The sequence below is a fragment of the Streptomyces sp. NBC_01232 genome (assembly GCF_035989885.1).
GTDB lineage: Bacteria > Actinomycetota > Actinomycetes > Streptomycetales > Streptomycetaceae > Streptomyces.
This window is the reverse complement of record NZ_CP108518.1, coordinates 3,563,175-3,581,175: the sequence shown is the minus strand read 5'-3', so window position 1 is coordinate 3,581,175 and position 18,001 is coordinate 3,563,175. Positions and strand designations below refer to the sequence as shown.

General features: G+C 71.5%; 16 protein-coding genes and 1 tRNA gene. 13 read left to right on the top strand and 4 right to left on the bottom strand.

Going from position 1 to position 18,001, the window contains the following annotated elements; all coding sequences use genetic code 11:
- Positions 1-328: 328 nt before the first annotated feature.
- Positions 329-1,807 carry a potassium/proton antiporter gene (locus OG444_RS16450; protein ID WP_442810538.1) on the bottom strand — a complete coding sequence of 493 codons (1,479 nt, stop codon included), beginning with the start codon at positions 1,805-1,807 and terminating at the stop codon, positions 329-331.
- A gap of 260 nt (positions 1,808-2,067) precedes the next feature.
- Here OG444_RS16450 and OG444_RS16445 point away from each other — a divergent pair, with 260 nt between their 5' ends.
- On the top strand, positions 2,068-4,923 hold the full coding sequence (locus OG444_RS16445; protein WP_327262888.1) for a penicillin acylase family protein: 2,856 nt from the start codon (positions 2,068-2,070) through the stop codon (positions 4,921-4,923).
- 23 nt (positions 4,924-4,946) lie between these two features.
- Here the strand turns inward: OG444_RS16445 and OG444_RS16440 are convergent, their stop codons facing one another.
- Entirely contained in the window at positions 4,947-5,561 is a 615-nt protein-coding gene (locus OG444_RS16440) for a 5-formyltetrahydrofolate cyclo-ligase (RefSeq protein WP_327262887.1), read from the bottom strand.
- A gap of 95 nt (positions 5,562-5,656) precedes the next feature.
- Between OG444_RS16440 and galU the strand changes: the two genes are divergently transcribed.
- The 11 genes from galU to OG444_RS16385 all read left to right on the top strand — a co-directional run bounded on the left by galU (position 5,657) and on the right by OG444_RS16385 (position 15,752).
- On the top strand, positions 5,657-6,559 hold the full coding sequence (gene galU / locus OG444_RS16435; protein ID WP_327262886.1) for a UTP--glucose-1-phosphate uridylyltransferase GalU: 903 nt from the start codon (positions 5,657-5,659) through the stop codon (positions 6,557-6,559).
- A 4-nt stretch (positions 6,560-6,563) separates the two neighbouring features.
- On the top strand, positions 6,564-7,910 hold the full coding sequence (gene glp / locus OG444_RS16430) for a molybdotransferase-like divisome protein Glp (RefSeq protein ID WP_327262885.1): 1,347 nt from the start codon (positions 6,564-6,566) through the stop codon (positions 7,908-7,910).
- A gap of 73 nt (positions 7,911-7,983) precedes the next feature.
- Positions 7,984-8,463, top strand: coding sequence for a cyclic pyranopterin monophosphate synthase MoaC (gene moaC / locus OG444_RS16425; RefSeq protein WP_030012065.1), 480 nt, complete (start codon positions 7,984-7,986; stop codon positions 8,461-8,463).
- 77 nt (positions 8,464-8,540) lie between these two features.
- Positions 8,541-9,053, top strand: a complete 513-nt coding sequence (locus OG444_RS16420; protein ID WP_327266809.1) for a MogA/MoaB family molybdenum cofactor biosynthesis protein — start codon at positions 8,541-8,543, stop codon at positions 9,051-9,053.
- A 17-nt stretch (positions 9,054-9,070) separates the two neighbouring features.
- Complete coding sequence (locus tag OG444_RS16415) at positions 9,071-9,679, top strand: GNAT family N-acetyltransferase (protein WP_327262884.1); 609 nt, start codon at positions 9,071-9,073, stop codon at positions 9,677-9,679.
- 192 nt (positions 9,680-9,871) lie between these two features.
- Positions 9,872-10,903: a divisome protein SepX/GlpR gene (sepX, locus tag OG444_RS16410; RefSeq protein ID WP_327262883.1), complete on the top strand. Its 1,032-nt coding sequence runs from the start codon at positions 9,872-9,874 to the stop codon at positions 10,901-10,903.
- A 78-nt stretch (positions 10,904-10,981) separates the two neighbouring features.
- Positions 10,982-11,055, top strand: a tRNA-Ala gene (locus OG444_RS16405).
- A 608-nt stretch (positions 11,056-11,663) separates the two neighbouring features.
- Entirely contained in the window at positions 11,664-13,043 is a 1,380-nt protein-coding gene (locus tag OG444_RS16400) for a pectate lyase family protein (RefSeq protein ID WP_327262882.1), read from the top strand.
- A 77-nt stretch (positions 13,044-13,120) separates the two neighbouring features.
- Entirely contained in the window at positions 13,121-13,663 is a 543-nt protein-coding gene (locus tag OG444_RS16395) for a SigE family RNA polymerase sigma factor (RefSeq protein WP_327262881.1), read from the top strand.
- A complete protein-coding gene (locus OG444_RS16390) occupies positions 13,660-14,358 on the top strand; it encodes a hypothetical protein (protein ID WP_327262880.1) in 699 nt (232 codons plus the stop codon). The genes OG444_RS16395 and OG444_RS16390 overlap by 4 nt, the downstream gene beginning before the upstream one ends.
- 32 nt (positions 14,359-14,390) lie before the next feature.
- On the top strand, positions 14,391-15,752 hold the full coding sequence (locus tag OG444_RS16385) for a CoA transferase (protein WP_327262879.1): 1,362 nt from the start codon (positions 14,391-14,393) through the stop codon (positions 15,750-15,752).
- A gap of 38 nt (positions 15,753-15,790) precedes the next feature.
- Here the strand turns inward: OG444_RS16385 and OG444_RS16380 are convergent, their stop codons facing one another.
- On the bottom strand, positions 15,791-16,285 hold the full coding sequence (locus OG444_RS16380; RefSeq protein ID WP_327262878.1) for a GNAT family N-acetyltransferase: 495 nt from the start codon (positions 16,283-16,285) through the stop codon (positions 15,791-15,793).
- A 38-nt stretch (positions 16,286-16,323) separates the two neighbouring features.
- Here OG444_RS16380 and OG444_RS16375 point away from each other — a divergent pair, with 38 nt between their 5' ends.
- Positions 16,324-17,127: an exodeoxyribonuclease III gene (locus OG444_RS16375; protein WP_327262877.1), complete on the top strand. Its 804-nt coding sequence runs from the start codon at positions 16,324-16,326 to the stop codon at positions 17,125-17,127.
- Here OG444_RS16375 and OG444_RS16370 read toward each other — a convergent pair.
- Positions 17,109-17,855, bottom strand: a complete 747-nt coding sequence (locus tag OG444_RS16370) for a MerR family transcriptional regulator (protein ID WP_327262876.1) — start codon at positions 17,853-17,855, stop codon at positions 17,109-17,111. The two genes, OG444_RS16375 and OG444_RS16370, sit on opposite strands and share 19 nt — an antisense overlap.
- Positions 17,856-18,001 lie beyond the last annotated feature (146 nt).

Genomic DNA, 18,001 nt, shown 5'->3' with positions numbered 1-18,001 from the left:
TGCGGACGGTGCTTCGCCTTGTGAGCGACCGCACCCGTACATGTGGGAGCCCCGAGAGCTGTCCTCTTGCGCAGAACCGAGTGATACCTGGGCGCCCACTGCGGGTGGTGCCACGGCCGCTTTGCGGTCGCGCCAGCTCTGCGTCAGGCAGAGTTGGTTCGATCTGGTGTGCCTTCATCGTACAGGGAATTGCACTACCACGCCCTGTGAATTCGGTGACAAGGGGTGTCTTCACCTGGGATTAACGGCCGCTTCACGCGCAAAGAGCCCGGGAAAGAGGGCAAAGTCGGACATAGCTCAGCGAAATTGGCTGAATTAGAACGCCGCTCTAATGAGGAGCGGATCCGCCCGTACCAAGCCAGCCGGCCAGCTTGCCGCCCCGGGCCACCGCGCGCAGCCGCGCCTCCGCGGCGTCCCGGACCGGGTCCGTGGCCACCACGAGCAGCTCGTCCCCGCGCCGCAGCACCGTCGACGGAGCCGGTACGAAACTCTTCGCGTCCCGGACCACCAGCGTGACCGAGGCCCCCGGCGGCAGCCGCAGCTCGCTCACCTCCACGCCGTGCATCCGCGAGGCCGGCGGGATCGAGAAGGAGAGCAGGTGTCCGCGCAGTTTCTCCAGCGGCGCCGACTCGATCCCGAGGTCGGAGGCGCCCTCGTCCCCGTTGCCGAGGTTCAGCTTGCGCGCGAGCCAGGGCAGCGTCGGCCCCTGCACCAGGGTGTAGACGACGACCAGCACGAAGACGATGTTGAAGACCCGGTCGCTGCCCTCGATCCCGGACACCATCGGGATCGTCGCCAGAATGATGGGCACGGCTCCGCGCAGACCCGCCCACGACATCAGCACCTGCTCCTGCCAGGTGATCCGGAAGGGCAGCAGGCTGATGAAGACCTCCAGGGGCCGGGCCACCATCGTCAGCACCAGCCCGATGACCACGGCGGGCCAGAAGTCGCGGACCAGCTCGTGCGGGGTGACCAGCAGGCCCAGCAGCACGAACATGCCGATCTGCGCGATCCAGCCGAGCCCGTCGGCGAATCCGCGCGTGGCGGGCCAGTGCGGGAGCCGGGCGTTCCCGAGCACCATCGCCGCCAGGTACACCGCGAGGAAGCCGGAGCCGTGCGCGATCGCGCCGGCCGCGTACGCCACGATGGCGATGGCCATCACGGCGATCGGGTAGAGGCCGGAGGCGGGCAGCGCCACGTGCCGCAGGCCGTAGGCGCCCAGGAAGCCCACGGTCAGGCCGATCGCCATGCCGATCGCCAGCTCCAGGGCGATCTTGCCGATCAGGACGTACCACTCGTCCACCGGGCCGACGGTCGAGAAGGCCACGACGAGGATGACGACCGGGGCGTCGTTGAATCCGGACTCGGCCTCCAGGACGCCCGTGATCCGGGAGGGCAGCGGAACCTTGCGCAGCACGGAGAAGACCGCCGCGGCGTCGGTGGAGGAGACGACCGCGCCGATCAGCAGGGCCTGGCGCCATTCCAGCCCGACGAGGTAATGCGCCCCCGCCGCCGTCACGCCCACGCTCACCGCGACGCCCACCAGTGAAAGCACGACCGCGGCCGGCAGGGCCGGCTTGATCTCTTTCCACTTCGTGCCCAGACCGCCCTCGGCGAGGATCACGACCAGCGCGGCATAGCCGATGACCTGGGTCAGCTCGGCATTGTCGAATACGACGTTGCCGATGCCGTCCTGGCCTATCGCGATGCCTATGCCGAGGTAGATGAGCAGGCTGGGGAGGCCGCTGCGTGAAGAGATGCGTACCGCCGCCACGGCGACGAGCAGCACGAGCGAGCAGACCAGCAAAAGCTCATTGAGCGTGTGGACAGTCAGCGGGCGGCCCTCCTCAATGCGCCCGGCGGATCGATCCTCCCGGCGACAAGTTCGGCAAGTAGTTCGTTACCTTACCTAATCTTTGACGCGCCCTTTACGCGATAACCACATTGTGAAACGCCTGTTCGCCCCTGTCCTCGTCAGCTCCACCCCTGGCGGATCAACGAAGTCGGTCCTGCGCCTATGGTTGCTCCCAGCACTCCCAGGACCACCCTGCCCCTCTAAGGACAGCGATGCCCGCCAACGAAACCGCTCCTCCCGTCAAGAAGAAGGGACGACGCGCCCGTCTGATCGTGCTCGTCCTGGTCCTGGCGCTCTTCGCGGGCCTCGGCTACGGGGCGTACTGGAGCGTGGACAGCGTGCGCGCCTCCTTCCCCCAGACGACCGGCTCCCTCGACGTACCCGGCCTGACCGGGGCCGTCGACGTCAAGCGCGATGCCCGAGGAATTCCCCAGCTCTACGCAGACAACGACGACGACCTCTTCCGCGCGCAGGGCTTCGTGCACGCGCAGGACCGGTTCTGGGAGATGGACGTACGGCGTCACATGACGTCCGGCCGGCTCTCGGAGATGTTCGGCTCCGGCCAGGTCGAGACCGACGCCTTCCTGCGCACGCTCGGCTGGCGCCAGGTCGCGCAGGCCGAGTACGACACCAAGCTCTCGCCGGAGACCAAGAAGTATCTGCAGGCCTACGCCGACGGGGTCAACGCGTACCTGAAGGGGAAGTCCGGCAAGGACCTCTCCGTCGAGCACGCCGCCCTGAAGCTCAGCGACGACTACCGGCCCGAGCAGTGGTCGCCGGTGGACTCGGTGGCCTGGCTCAAGGCGATGGCGTGGGACCTGCGCGGCAACATGCAGGACGAGATCGACCGCGCGCTGATGTCGAGCAAGCTCTCGCAGGCGCAGATCGACGAGCTCTACCCGCCGTACCCCTTCGACCGGAACAAGCCGATCGTCGAGGGCGGCAAGGTCGAGGGCGGAAAGTACACCCCGCAGGGCGGCTCCGCGGGCAGCGGTCAGGGCAGCGGAACCGGTAGCGGTTCCGGTTCGGGCGGTGCGAACACCATCGGCACCCAGACCTCGGCCGCCACGGGCAGCGGCAACGCCACCGGCCTGGCCGGCAACGCCACCGCCCAGGGCGCGACCGTGGGCCTGCGCACCCAGCTGAGCGCCCTCGCGGACTCCCTGGACAAGATCCCCGCGATACTCGGCCCCAACGGCAGCGGCATCGGCTCGAACTCCTGGGTCGTCGCCGGCAAGTACACGACCACCGGCAAGCCGCTGCTCGCGAACGATCCGCACCTGTCCCCGCAGCTGCCCTCGGTCTGGTACCAGATGGGCCTGCACTGCCGCGCTGTCTCGGCCCAGTGCCAGTACGACGTGGCCGGCTACACCTTCTCCGGCATGCCCGGCGTGATCATCGGCCACAACGCCGACATCGCCTGGGGCATGACCAACCTCGGTGCCGACGTCACCGACCTCTACCTGGAGCAGGTCAAGCCCGAGGGCTACGTCTTCGACAACAAGGTGCTCCCCTTCGCCACCCGTGAAGAGGTCATCAAGGTCGCGGGCGGTGCCAGCAAGAAGATCACCGTCCGCACCACCAACAACGGCCCGCTCGTCTCCGACCGCAGCGAGGAGCTCGCCACGGTCGGCACCCGCGCCCCCGTCGCCAGCTCCGCCCCCGACCGCGGTGACGGCTACGCGGTGGCACTGCGCTGGACGGCGCTGGACCCGGGCAAGTCCATGGACGCGGTCTTCAAGCTCGACAGGGCCAAGTCCTTCGAGGAGTTCCGCAAGGCGGCCGCCGACTTCGAGGTCCCCTCGCAGAACCTGATCTACGCCGACACCAAGGGCAACATCGGCTACCAGGCCCCGGGCCGCATCCCGGTCCGCGGCCAGGGCGACGGCCGGATGCCCGCCCCGGGCTGGGACTCCAAGTACGCCTGGAAGGGCGGCAAGGACGGCAACACCGGCTACATCCCGCAGAACGAGATGCCCTGGGAGTACAACCCGTCCCGCGGCTACATCGTCACCGCCAACCAGGCCGTGGTGGAGAGCGGGACCGGCGCGGGCAAGTACCCGTACCTGCTGACCACCGACTGGGGTTACGGCGCCCGCAGCCAGCGGATCAACGACCTCATCGAGGCGAAGATCAAGGACGGCGGCCGGATCTCGACCGACGACATGCGCACCATGCAGATGGACAACAGCAGTGAGATCGCCGCGCTGCTGACCCCGATGCTCGCGAAGATCGAGATCTCGGACCCGGGTGTGCGCGCCGCGCAGAAGCTGCTGGACGGCTGGAACTACACGCAGGAGCCCGACTCGGCCGCCGCGGCCTACTTCAACGCGGTCTGGCGCAACATCCTCAAGCTGTCCTTCGGCGACAAGATGCCCAAGGAGCTGCGGCTCGAGGGCAGCTGCATGAACGTCCTCGGCAACGGCACCGGCCCGGCCGACGACCTGGCCAAGACGGTCCGTGAGTGCGGCACCCGCGACGCGGACTCGGCGCAGCCCGACGGCGGCGACCGCTGGTTCGAGGTGGTCCGCCGCCTGGTCAAGGACGAGAAGTCGCAGTGGTGGAGCGCGCCCGCCAAGGGCCTGAACAAGCCGGCCACCACCACCCGCGACGAGCTGTTCGCGCGGGCCATGGCCGACGCCCGCTGGGAGCTGACCGCCAAGCTCGGCAAGGACCAGTCCACCTGGAGCTGGGGCCGGCTGCACCAGCTGACACTGAAGAACCAGACGATCGGCACCGAGGGCCCCGGCTTCATGCAGTGGCTCCTCAACCGCGGCCCGTGGGACGTGGGCGGCGGCGAGGCCACGGTCAACGCGACCGGCTGGAACGCCTCCAGCGGCTACGGGGTCACCTGGGTGCCGTCGATGCGGATGGTCGTGAACCTCAATGACCTGGACAAGTCGCGCTGGATCAACCTGACGGGTGCCTCCGGGCACGCGTACAACGCGCACTACACGGACCAGACGACGATGTGGGCCAAGGGCGAACTGCTGGAGTGGCCCTTCGGCAAGGACGCCGTCGAGAAGGCCACGGTCGACACCCTGACCCTCAAGCCCGCGGGCTCGTAGGGCCCGGGGCCGGGATCAGGTCTTCACGTACGGAAGCGGCGCACCCCTGACGGGGTCGCCACCGCCTGAACGGGGTGGTCGTGCGGTTCCTCCGGGACCCGCGCGACCACCTCTTCGTCGTAGAGGAGCACGACCAGCGCCGGATGGGCCCCGGCGCGCTCCAGCCGCTCCAGCACCCGGTCGTAACTGCCCCCGCCGCGGCCCAGCCGCATGCCGCGGCCGTCCACCGCGAGCCCGGGCAGCAGCACGGCGTCGGCCCCGGTGACCGCGTCCGGCCCGAGCGCGGGGCCGGCCGGCTCCAGCAGCCGCATCTTCCCCGGGTGGGCGGCCTCGGCCAGGCTTCCCGGGCCCTCGTACGCGGCCCAGTCGAGGTCGTTGTCCGGCAGCAGCAGGGGGAGCAGGACCTGCTTGCCGGCCGCGCGCAGGGCGTCGAGGAGCTCCCGGGTGCCCGGTTCGGTGCCGATCGAGACGTACGCCGCCACCGTGCGGGCATCGGCCAGTTCGGGCAGTTCGAAGGCCCTGACGGCGAGTGCGGCGGCCGCCGTACGGCAGGTTTCGGGGGACAAGGCTCGGCGCGCGGCGAGCAGTTCTCGGCGCAGCCCGGCCTTGGCGGAGGCGGTGGGCGGGTTCTCTGCCACGACGAAATCAAATATCCTTCCGAATCGGGTCATATCTGTATCTACCTGCTGCGATCCAGTCCGGCGTTCGACAGAACCCCACTATCGTTCTGGCCATGACTATGTTGCACCCCGTGATCAAGAAGGCCGTGATTCCGGCCGCTGGCCTCGGTACTCGGTTCCTTCCGGCGACCAAGGCGACCCCGAAGGAAATGCTCCCGGTTGTGGACAAGCCGGCCATCCAGTACGTGGTCGAGGAAGCCGTCGGCGCCGGACTCGACGATGTCCTCATGATCACTGGGCGTAACAAGCGTGCCCTGGAAGACCACTTCGACCGGAACTACGAGCTGGAGTCGGCCCTCATCGCCAAGGGCGACGACGACCGGCTGAAGAAGGTCCAGGAGTCCAGCGACCTGGCCACCATGCACTACGTCCGCCAGGGCGATCCGCGGGGCCTGGGCCACGCGGTGCTGTGCGCCGAGCCGCACGTCGGCCGCGAGCCGTTCGCCGTCCTCCTCGGCGACGACCTCATCGACCCGCGCGACCCGCTGCTGCGCCAGATGGCCGACATCTACGCCCGCACCGGCGGCACCGTCATCGCGCTGATGGAGGTCGACCCGGCCAGCGTCCACCTCTACGGCTGCGCCGCCGTCGAGGCCACGGACGAGGCGGACGTGGTCCGCGTCACCGGACTCGTCGAGAAGCCGGAGCCCCAGGACGCCCCCAGCAATTACGCGGTTATTGGACGCTACGTCCTCAACCCCGCGATCTTCGACATACTGCGGGAGACCGAGCCGGGCCGCGGTGGGGAGATCCAGCTCACCGACGCCCTGCAGAAGCTTGCCGCCGACGAGAGCATCGGCGGTCCGGTGCACGGCGTGGTCTTCCGGGGCCGTCGCTACGACACCGGGGACCGCGGCGACTACCTGCGGGCCATCGTCCGCCTCGCGTGCGAGCGGGAGGACCTGGGCCCCGAGTTCCGCACCTGGCTTCACCGTTACGTCACGGAGGAGATGTAGCACCTTGAGCAGTTCCGCACCGCAGGACACCGGCCACCGTCTGTGGTCCGTGGACGAGCACCTCGCGGACGTCCTCTCGGCCGTCCGGCCGTTGGAGCCCATCGAGCTCCAACTGCTGGACGCCCAGGGCTGTGTCCTGGTCGAGGACGTGACCGTGCCCGTCGCCCTCCCGCCCTTCGACAACAGCTCCATGGACGGCTACGCCGTCCGCACGGCCGACGTCCAGGGTGCGAGCGAGGAGTTTCCCGCGGTGCTCACCGTCGTCGGGGACGTCGCGGCGGGCAGCGGTGAGCTGCCCACCGTGGGCCCCGGCGAGGCTGCCAGGATCATGACCGGAGCCCCGCTGCCGCCCGGCGCGGAAGCCGTCGTACCGGTCGAGTGGACCGACGGCGGCACCGGCGGCGGAGCGGCCGCCGGGATGACCCCGGCGAGCGCCGCCCCGGAGCACGCGGGCGGCGAGGTGCGGGTGCACCGCGCCGCCGAGGCGCGGGCCCACGTCCGCGCGCGCGGCAGCGACGTACAGGCCGGTGACCTCGCGCTCGCCGCCGGCACGGTCCTCGGGCCGCCGCAGATCGCCCTGCTGGCCGCCATCGGGCGCGGCACCGTACGGGTGCGGCCGCGCCCCCGCGTGGTGGTCCTGTCCACCGGCAGCGAGCTGGTCCAGCCCGGCGAGGCGCTCACCGCGGGCACCATCTACGACTCCAACAGCTTCGCGCTGGCCGCGGCCGCACGGGACGCCGGCGCCATCGCCTACCGGGTCGGCGCCGTCGAGGACGACGCCGACACCCTGCGCTCCACCATCGAGGACCAGCTGATCCGGGCCGACCTGCTGGTCACCACGGGCGGGGTCAGCGTCGGCGCCTACGACGTGGTCAAGGAGGCGCTGTCGTCCGTCGGCTCGGGCGACGCCGACGCCGAGGACGTCGACGGCGGCGGGATCGACTTCCGCAAGCTCGCCATGCAGCCCGGCAAGCCGCAGGGCTTCGGCACGATCGGCCCGGACCACACCCCGCTGCTGGCGCTGCCCGGCAACCCGGTGTCCTCGTACGTCTCCTTCGAGCTGTTCGTGCGCCCCGCGATCCGCACCCTCATGGGGCTGCCGGACTCCGAGGTCCGGCGGCCGAGCGTGCGGGCGGTGCTTGCGGCGGACAAGGCGCTCGGCTCCCCGGCCGGCCGCCGCCAGTTCCTGCGCGGCAAGTACGACGCCGAGAGCGGCACGGTCAGCCCGGTCGGAGGATCGGGCTCCCACCTGATCGCCGCGCTGGCGCACGCGGACTCCCTGATGGTCGTACCGGAGGACGTCACCTCGGTGGAGCCCGGGACCGAGCTGGAAGTGGTCCTGCTCAGCTGAAGCCGGGCCGGTGCGGGTAGCGTGTGTTGCACCACACAGGCTCCTCGGGGGCCCAGAGCGGAGCGGCGCAGCAATGAGTACCGAGAGCAGGCTCACCCACATCGACGAGGCCGGCGCGGCCCGGATGGTCGACGTGTCCGGGAAGGACGTCACCACCCGGACGGCGCGGGCCAGTGGACGCGTGCTCGTCGCCCCGCGGGTGATCGAGCTGCTGCGCGGCGAGGGCGTGCCCAAGGGCGATGCCCTCGCCACCGCGCGGATCGCCGGGATCATGGGGGCGAAGAAGACCCCCGACCTGATCCCGCTGTGCCACCCGCTGGCGGTCTCGGGCGTCAAGGTCGACCTGCGGGTCGCCGACGACGCGGTCGAGATCCTCGCCACCGTCAAGACGACCGACCGCACGGGCGTCGAGATGGAGGCGCTGACCGCCGTCGCGGTCGCCGGCCTCACCGTGATCGACATGGTGAAGGCGGTCGACAAGGGCGCGGTCATCACGGACGTCCGGGTGGAGGAGAAGACCGGCGGCAAGTCCGGCGACTGGGCGCGCTCGTGAACGCCCCGCGCGGCGGCGAGGTGCACAGCCACAGCCACAGCCATGGCGACGACGTTCCTGCCGGCACCGGGGGCTCCGTGCAGCCGCTGGGCCGGGCCCTGGTCGTCACGGCCTCGAACCGGGCCTCGCAGGGCGTGTACGCGGACAAGGGCGGCCCGCTGCTGGCCGAGGCGCTGGAGAAGCTCGGCTTCACGGTGGACGGCCCGCAGGTCGTCCCGGACGGCGATCCCGTGGAGCAGGCGCTGCGCGAGGGCGTGGCCGCCGCGTACGACGTCATCCTGACCACCGGCGGCACCGGCATCTCGCCGACCGACCGCACCCCGGACGCCACCGCGCGCGTGCTGGACTACGAGATCCCCGGCATCCCGCAGGCGATCCGAGCCGAAGGCCTGGCGAAGGTGCCCACCGCGGCCCTGTCCCGGGGCCTGGCGGGCGTGGCCGGGCGGACCCTCATCGTCAACCTCCCCGGCTCGACGGGCGGGGTGCGCGACGGTCTCGCCGTCCTGTCCCGCGTCCTGCCGCACGCGGTGGACCAGATGCGGGGCGGCGACCACCCCAGACCGGCGGCACCCTCCGGGAGCACGAGCTGAACGGCCCGACCTGGCCGGTGGTCCTGGCGGACGGCGATGTCACGCTCCGGCCGATAAAGCTGCGGGACCAGAAGGCCTGGCGCGAGGTCAACCGGCGCAACCGCGACTGGCTCCGGCCGTGGGAGGCGACGATCCCGCCGCCCGCGCCGTGGGGGCCGGTGATCCAGCGGCCCACGTACCGCCAGATGGTCCGCCATCTGCGGGCGGAGGCGAACGCGGGACGGATGCTGCCCTTCGTCATCGAGTACCAGGGCCGGCTGGTGGGCCAGCTGACGGTCGCCGGGATCACCTGGGGCTCGATGTGCGCGGGTCACATCGGCTACTGGGTGGACCGCGAGGTGGCGGGCCGCGGTGTGATGCCGACGGCGGTCGCGCTGGCGGTGGACCACTGCTTCGGAAAGGTCGGCCTGCACCGGATCGAGGTGTGCATCCGGCCCGAGAACATCCCGAGCCGGCGGGTCGTGGAGAAGCTGGGCCTGCGCGAGGAGGGACTGCGGCCGCGTTATCTGCACATCGACGGGGCCTGGCGCGACCACCTCGTCTACGCGGTCACGGTGGAGGAAGTGCCGGAGGGGCTGCTGCGCCGCTGGCACCGGGCACGGCACTCGCCGTCCCCGCCGAAATAGCGGGGCGCCGGTCCGGAGCCGTGCCGAACAGCGATAAACGAATATCTGTTCGAATTAATGACCTCGGGTAACCGATTCGCCCATAACCTGATCCGAAGAATCACAAAAAAAGTCCGTGATATCAGCGAGATCGTGCGACACACCGGCTCAATTGGCCGATCCCCTCGGCCGCGCCCCTCTACGGTGTGAGGTGTGAGCAGCAGCGGCCTCATCTACGCAGTCATTGTCGGGGCCTGGGCCGCCTACTTGGTGCCCATGTGGCTCCGGAGGCAGGACGAGCTGAACGAAGCCCGTCCGACGGAACGCTTCTCCACTGCCATTCGGCTGCTTTCCGGCCGGGCGGGAATGGAGCGCCGTTACGCCAAGGGGCTGCGTGAGCGCGGTGACGAGCAGGCGGAGCCCCAGCCCCACGCGGACCCGGACGCCGCGACGGAAACGGTTGATTCCGTCGACGCCGACGCCCGGGCCTTTGTCGTGCCCCCGACCAGGGCGGAGCCGAGACCGGCCACCGTCGAACGGGAGCAGCGCGCGGAGCGGGCCCGGCGCGAGCAGCGCCTCCAGGTCCTCGCGCGCCGCCGGCGCACCACCGCACTCCTCTTCCTGGTCTTCACCCTCGGCGCCGTCGTCGCCGCGGTGGGCGGCCTGCGCTTCCTGTGGGCCCCGGCCGTCCCCGCCCTCCTGCTGAGCACGTACATCGTGCACCTGCGGGTCCAGGAACGGCGGCGCTACGAGTTCACGATGGACCGGCGGCGCGCCGAGGCGGCCGCGCGGCAGCTGAGGGAGAGCCGTCCGAGCCGTCGTGAGCCCGAGGCCGCGTCCGGCGGCGAACCGGACCCTGCTCCACCGGTGTCCCCGCAGGAAGCCGGACGGCGCGCGCTGGTCGAGCAGACCGACCACGCCGAGTGGGTGGACCAGCAGCGCGAGCGCGAACGCGGCCCCGCCCGCGGTGACAGCTGGGAGCCGGTCCCGGTCCCGCTGCCCACGTACGTGACGGCCCCGGTGGCCCCCCGCGCCACGGGCCCCGCGGCCCCGGACTCCTGGAGCGCGACCCGCTCCAGCACGGCCGAGCCGACGGAACCCCGCCTGCGCGCCCAGCCCGGCCCGCCCAAGCCGGACCCGAAGCCCCAGGCCACCACCCCGCACCCGCGCGGCCAGGGCAGGGGCCGCACGCCGCTGTTCGACCAGTACGAGGGCGAGGACCGCCCCCGCGCTGCGAACGAATGATCGGTGACCTGCGCGGACGCTCCGGGATATCGGTTTTGGAGCACCCGCGCGGGGATGCTAATGTTTCACACGTCGCAAGGGCCTGTGGCGCAGTCTGGTAGCGCACCTCGTTCGCATCGAGGGGGTCTGGGGTTCAAATCCCCACAGGTCCACAGACGACAGTTCGCGAGTAGCTCTCGTGAACGTCACGAGATCCCGTCCGGTCGAAAGACCGGGCGGGATCTCGGCGTTTCCCGGGCCGTTCCCATCCGGCGTCCGGCGTGCCTTCTGCCGCTCCCGCATCCGGGCCGTCGGCATCTCCCCGTCGACCATCCGGCCGGCCTGCGCGAACCGATCGACCGCGCCCCGGCGCCCCACCGCACCCGGAAATGGGTCAACTCACATGAATTGTCGAGGAGTCCGGCTGCTTGTTTTCCGGAGGGGAGTGGTGTGGATCACGGCAACGCATCGGGCGCGGGCGGCAACTGAGGGGTGCAAGGTCACCGAGGGAAAGGCCCACCCCCATGACAGCTCCAGGACGGCACCGACTCACCCGCCAGCGATCCACCGCCGCAGCGGTCGCCTGCACCGTGGGCTCCCCGGCCGGGCGTGCGAGGCCGATTACCTCAGCGGAGTCGAGGCCGGCACGGAGGTCTTCACCGGCAAGGCGCAGCTGGACACCACTGCCTACTCGGTGAACGTGGACCGACCCTGCCGCCGCACCCCGGCACCCCTTCCCGCACCCTCCCCCCTCTCCCTCCAGGCAAGGAACGACCTCCCCATGTCCGATCCCTCGCACCGGCGCCCCCGCACCCGCCGTACGGCAGTCCTCGCCGCCGCCTCCGTCGCCGTCGCGGGTGCGCTCAGCGCCCTCCCCCTGACGATGAGTGCGCACGCGGCCCCCGATCTGGCGCACGCCGTACTCCCCGCACGCGACGGGTGGGCGGCGAGCGGCAAGGGCACCACCGGCGGCTCGGCGGCCGTCGCGTCCCGGGTGTTCACCGTCTCCACCCGGGCCGAGCTGGCCAAGGCGCTGAGCAGCGGCTCCAGGACGGAGCCGCGCATCATTCGCGTCAAGGGCCTCATCGATGCAAACACCGACGACGACGGCCGCTCCCTGCGCTGCGAGGACTACGCCAAGGGCACGGGCTATTCGCTCGCCTCCTACCTGAAGGCGTACGACCCGGCCGTCCGGGGACGCTCCCAAGTGCCCTCCGGGGCGCAGGAGTCGGCCCGGGCCGCCGCGCAGAGGAAGCAGGCGGCGCGGATCGTGTTCGCGGTGCCGGCGAACACCACGATCGTCGGCGTGCCCGGGACCGGCGCGGGGCTGACGGGCGGCAGCCTCCAGGTCAAGAACGTGGACAACGTCATCATCCGCAACCTCGCCTTCGCCGACGTCCGCGACTGCTTCCCCCAGTGGGATCCCACGGACGGTTCGGACGGCAACTGGAACTCCGCCTACGACGCGGTCTCCCTGAGGGGGGCCACCCATGTCTGGGCCGACCACAACACGTTCACCGACGCCCCCCGCTTCGACAGCGGCAACCCCAGCCATTTCGGGCGCGAGTACCAGGTCCACGACGGGTCGCTCGACATCACCAACGCCTCCGACCTGGTCACCGTCTCGTACAACCGGTTCGCCGACCACGACAAGACGATGCTCATCGGCAGCAGCGACAAGGACAGCAAGCTGCGGGTCACCCTGCACCACAACATCTTCCGGGGGACCGTCCAGCGCGCGCCGCTGGCCCGCGTCGGACAGGTGCACCTGTACAACAACCTCTTCGACACGACCACGCGCAACGGCTACGCCTTCAGCTACTCCGTCAGCTCCCGGGCGCGGGCCCAGGTGGTGGCCGAGTACAACCACTGGACGCTTCCCGGAGACGGGAAGGTTTCCCGGCTGCTGACCGGCGACGGAACCGGCGCGCTGGCGGGCACCGGGAACCTCGTGAACGGGCGGGACGCCGACCTGGTCGCCGCGTACAACGCCGAGAACCCGGGCAGGCGGATCCGGCCGACGGTCAACTGGCGGCCGGTGCTGTCCGCGGGACTGGAGACCTCCGCGGCCGCACTGGCCGGCTCGCTCGGCCGGACGGCGGGTGCCGGCGTACTGACCGCCTCCGGCGGTCCGGCCGGATCCGCCGTCCCCGCTCCGTGAAGGGAGGCCGTCCGGACATGGCTGCTACCGTCACCGCCCCACGGCATGACATGGGCACACCGAACGGAGGGGCGAGCATGGGCCCCGTCCAGGAGATCCACGGGAACGCGGCCATCGAGTTCCACGCCTTCTTCGAACGGCACCACGCCGAACTCGCGCGCCTGGCCTGCATGCTCATCGGAGAGCCGGACGGCGCCGACGACCTGGCCGCGGACGCCCTCGTTGCCGTGTGGCACCGCTGGGACCGGGTCCGCCGGGCGGACCACCCCCTCGCCTACGCCCGCGGGATCGTCGCCAACATGGCCCGAACGCGGATCCGGGCGGCGGTGCGCGAGCGCAGGCGCATCGTCCTCTTCTGGTCGAACCGCTCCGAGGAGGCCGACGCACCGGACGTCGCCGCAGCCCTCGACGTACGAACCGCCCTGGCCCGGCTGCCGTTTCGAAAACGGGCCTGTGTGGTCCTGCGCCACGCACTGGACCTGTCCGAGAAGGACACGGCGCTGGCCCTCGGCATTTCGGTCGGTACGGTGAAGAGCCAGACCTCCAAGGGCATGGCGGAACTCCAGAAGCTGCTCGGCCCGCGGGCCGTCGGAGAACTCGCGGGAGGGAGGCGCCGGTGAACGACGTGTCAGGAAAGCTGCGGGAAGCGGCACAGGCGCACGAGCCCGACCGGGAGCGGATGCTCGCGCGGGTGCGGCGCGGCATGGCCGCCGCCGACGCGGATGCTTCCGACGCCCCCCGCATCACCCATGCCCCCCGCGCCCGGCAGAGGACTCGGGCGCTCTCCTGGGGCCGCGTCACCCTCGCCACGCTCGCCGTCGGTGCCACCCTCGTGGCCGGAGCCTTCACCGTTGCCTCCGCGCAGAAGGACGGAGGGCGAGGCCGCCAGGTGGTGACGGCGCCCGACGGTACCGGCGCCCCGGGCACCGAGAGCGGGCCGCTGTGGTCCGACGGCTCCGTCGACCCGCACAGCAACACGTATTGGGCCCAGAGCAACATCACCCTCCAGAACGGCGAACCGCTCGCCGCGCTCACCCTTGAGGTCCGTATCGCGCAGACGGGCGGCGTGGCGACCACCGGCACCTGGCAGACCCTGCCGGGGGACGACTTCGAGGTCACCGTCGACGGGAGCGGCGATGCGGTGGTCTACCGGTGGAAGCTGAAGGCCGGCAGGACCGTCCCGGCCGGCCGGCATGTCTTCGCCACCCAGTACAACCACGCCCCGGGCGGCCGGGACGCGGGCGGCGACACCTACGCGTCGACGGCCGCCACGGCCGCGGGCGGCGGCCCGTACGAGGTCGGGGGCGGCTTCTGACCGACCCGCGTGACCACGGTAATGATTGGTTCATGACGATCGGTGAGGAACGGGACGACAGAACGGTCCAGGCCTGGGCGGCCCTTGGCGGGGCGCCCGAGCTTGCCGGACGGGTGAGTTACCGCGGAGCCGGGGATCTGGGCGAAGGGCCGCTGCCCGTGGGCGAGCTGGCGCGCTCGAGCGTCGGGGTCTGCGGACTGGCCGCGGCGGAACTCGCCGCGGTGCGGGCCGGCGGCCGGGCGCAGGACGTGGCTCCGCTCGTGGTGGACGAAGGCGCGGTGGCGACGGCGTTCGTCAGCGAACGGCACCTGCGGGTGGCGGGGCGGACGCCGGTGACCTTCGCGCCGCTGTCCGGCTTCTGGCGGACGGGGGACGGCTGGGTGCGCACGCACGCCAACTACGCGCACCACGAGGCCGCGCTGGTACGGGCGTTGCGACTGCCGTCGGCGACGCCGGAGGCGGTACGCGCGGCGCTCGCCGGGCGCACGGCCGTCGAGGTGCAGGAGCTCGTGTACGGGGAGGGCGGACTCGCCGTCGCCGTGGCAGGGGATGACGGGGAGCCGCAGCCGCTGATGGAACCCGTACGGGAATCAGGGGCGCGGGGGCGGACCCTCGGCGACGCCCCGGTCGGCCGGCCCGCCACGGGGGTGCGGGTACTGGATCTGACCAGGGTCATCGCCGGGCCCGTCGCGACGCGGACGCTCGGGCTGCTGGGGGCGGACGTGCTGCGGATCGACTCGCCGCGGCTGCCGGAGGCGGACGACGCGTACGCGGACACCGGCTTCGGGAAGCGGTCGGCGCTGCTGGACCTGGCTCGGGCGGCGGACCGCGCCGTCTTCGAGGGGCTGCTGGCCGGGGCCGATGTGGTGGTGAGCGGGTACCGGCCGGGGGCGCTGGAACGGTACGGGTTCGGGGCGCGCGAGCTGCTGGAGCGGTGGCCTGGGCTGGTGGTGGCCGAGCTGTGCGCGTGGGGGTGGCGGGCGCGGGGGCCGTGGGCCGGGCGGCGGGGCTTCGATTCGCTGGTGCAGGCCGGGTACGGGATCGCTGCGCGGTGCGCGGGGCCCGACGGGGTGCCCGGGGTGCTGCCGGCGCAGGCGCTGGACCACGGGACGGGATACCTGGTGGCGGCCGGTGTGCTGAGGGCGCTGGCGGAGGGCGGCGGGCGGGGACTGCGGTTCTCGCTGGCGGGGACGGGGTCGTGGCTGGTGCGGGGGCCGGCCGGTGCCGCTCCGGCCGACGGTGGTCCGGCCGGCGCGGAGTATGCGGCCGGGCCGTGGCTGCGGGAGACGGCGTCCGGGTACGGGATGGTGCGGCACGCCGCCAGCCCCTTCGGGGAGTGGGCGGCGGGCCCGTCCCGGTGGGGGACGGACCCGGCGGTGTGGCTTCCGCGGTAGGGCGGGTGCGGCCCGCTGCCGGGGGCGGGGCGTGCGGGTCAGGTGGTGAGGGGCTTCGTCATGCAGCGGCTGGAGTCGTGGTGGCGGTAGTGGCCGAACTTCGCGGAGAGGGCGTAGCCCGAGGAGAGGTAGAGGGCGATCGCCTCCGGCTGCTGGTCGCCCGTCTCCAGGACCATGCGCCGGCGGCCCGCCGCGCGGGCGTCGTCCTCCAGGGTCGCCAGCATGCGGCGGGCCAGGCCCAGGCCGCGCGCCTCGGGGACGACGTACATGCGCTTCAGTTCCGCGTCGCCGTCCGAGTAGCCCTCGTCGTTCTCGTCCTGGCTGCGCCAGCCGCCGCTCGCCACCGGGGTGTCCGTGGCGTCGTACGCGAGCAGGTAGAGGCCCTGCGGCGGGGCGAACATCGCCGGGTCCAGGAATGTGGCGTCGCCCTCACCGTCGTACCGCTCCTGGTACTCCAGCTGGACCTGGTCGTTGAGTTTGACCGCGTCCGGGTGGTCGTACGGCACGGTGCGGAGGTCTATCCGGTGAGACATTCGAATATCGTACGGAACCATCCCGCTATGGTGCTGGGATGCTCACTGTGACCTCCGTGAATGTGAATGGGATCCGCGCCGCCGCCAAGAAGGGCTTCGGGCCGTGGCTGGAGGGATCCGACGCCGACGTGGTCTGCCTGCAGGAGGTGCGGGCCGAGGAAGGCCAGATTCCGGAGGATGTCCGGACCCCCGCGGGCTGGCACACCGTCTTCGCTCCGGCCGCCGTCAAGGGGCGGGCCGGGGTCGCGCTCTACACGCGGCGCGCGCCCGAGCGGGTGCAGGTCGGATTCGGCAGCGCGGAGTTCGACGGCAGCGGGCGGTACCTGGAGATCGACCTGCCCGGTGTGACCGTGGCCAGCCTCTACCTGCCCTCGGGCGAGGCCGGGACGGAGAAGCAGGACGAGAAGTACCGGTTCATGGCGGAGTTCCTGGAGTACCTGGCGGTGCTGAAGGTGCGGGCCGCCGCCGACGGCCGCGAGGTCGTCGTGTGCGGTGACTGGAACATCTGCCACCAGGAGGCCGACCTCAAGAACTGGAAGACGAACCGGAAGAACGCGGGCTTCCTCCCCGAGGAGCGGGAGTGGCTCGGCAAGGTCTACGCGGAGGCGGGCTACGTCGACGTGGTGCGGGAACTGCACCCGGACACCGAGGGGCCGTACTCCTGGTGGTCCTACCGCGGGCGGGCCTTCGACAACGATGCCGGCTGGCGGATCGACCTCCAGGTGGCGACCCCCGGGCTGGCGGCGAAGGCCGTGAAGGCGTTCGTGGAGCGGGCCGAGACGCACCCGGAGCGCTGGTCCGACCACGCGCCCGTGACCGTCGTCTACGAGCTGGGCGTCTGACCGGCTCCTGATTCGGGGCCGGGGCCGGGGCCGGAGCCTGATTCGGGGGCGGCTCCGCCGCCCGGGGCCAGCAGGCGGTCCATCGCCATCGTCAGCTCGGCGTCCACCACGCTCTTGGCCAGCGGCCGCAGGCGCGTGAGCGCGTCCGCCGAGATGTGGCTCGATATGAGCTCGGTGAAGAGCAAAGCCATCGCGTCCGCGTGCTCGCGGACGCGATGGCCGGTCTCCAGGACCGCCGCCAGCGGCACGCCCTCGCGGACCAGGGCCGAGGAGACGTCCAGCAGGCGGCGGCTGACGTGCACGATCGCGTCGCCGTCGACCGCGAGGTAGCCGAGGTCCAGTGCGGCTGCCAGGTTCTCCGGGGTGACCTCGCCCTCGAAGTAGTCGGCCAGTGCCTCCGGAGTGAGCCGGACCGGGGTCTCCTCGGACCAGCCGATGCCGAGCAGCTCGCCGAGCTGGCCGACGTCGCGGCCGCTCTCGAAGGCGGCGGTGAGCTCGGCGATGCCGCCGAGGGTGTGGCCGCGTTCCAGCAGGGCTGCGATGGTGCGCAGCCGGGCCAGGTGGTGGTCGTCGTACCAGGCGATCCGCCCCTCGCGGCGGGGCGGCGGGAGCAGTTTGCGTTCGCGGTAGAAGCGCAGGGTGCGGACGGGGATGCCGGCCGCTTCGGCCAGTTCCTCCGTGCGGTACTCGCGCACCGTCGCCTTCGCTCGCGTCTCTTCCTTCTCCACAGACGCACCTTATGGCGTACCGGCAGTAACTTTCCGGGTCCGCCCCCTACCCATGAGTACGGGGCTGCTCTACCCTCCCGATTGTGCCAGTGATTGCTGGCAGTGTTTCGATGGTGTGGTGCGGCGTTGCGTGGCTGGGACTGCGG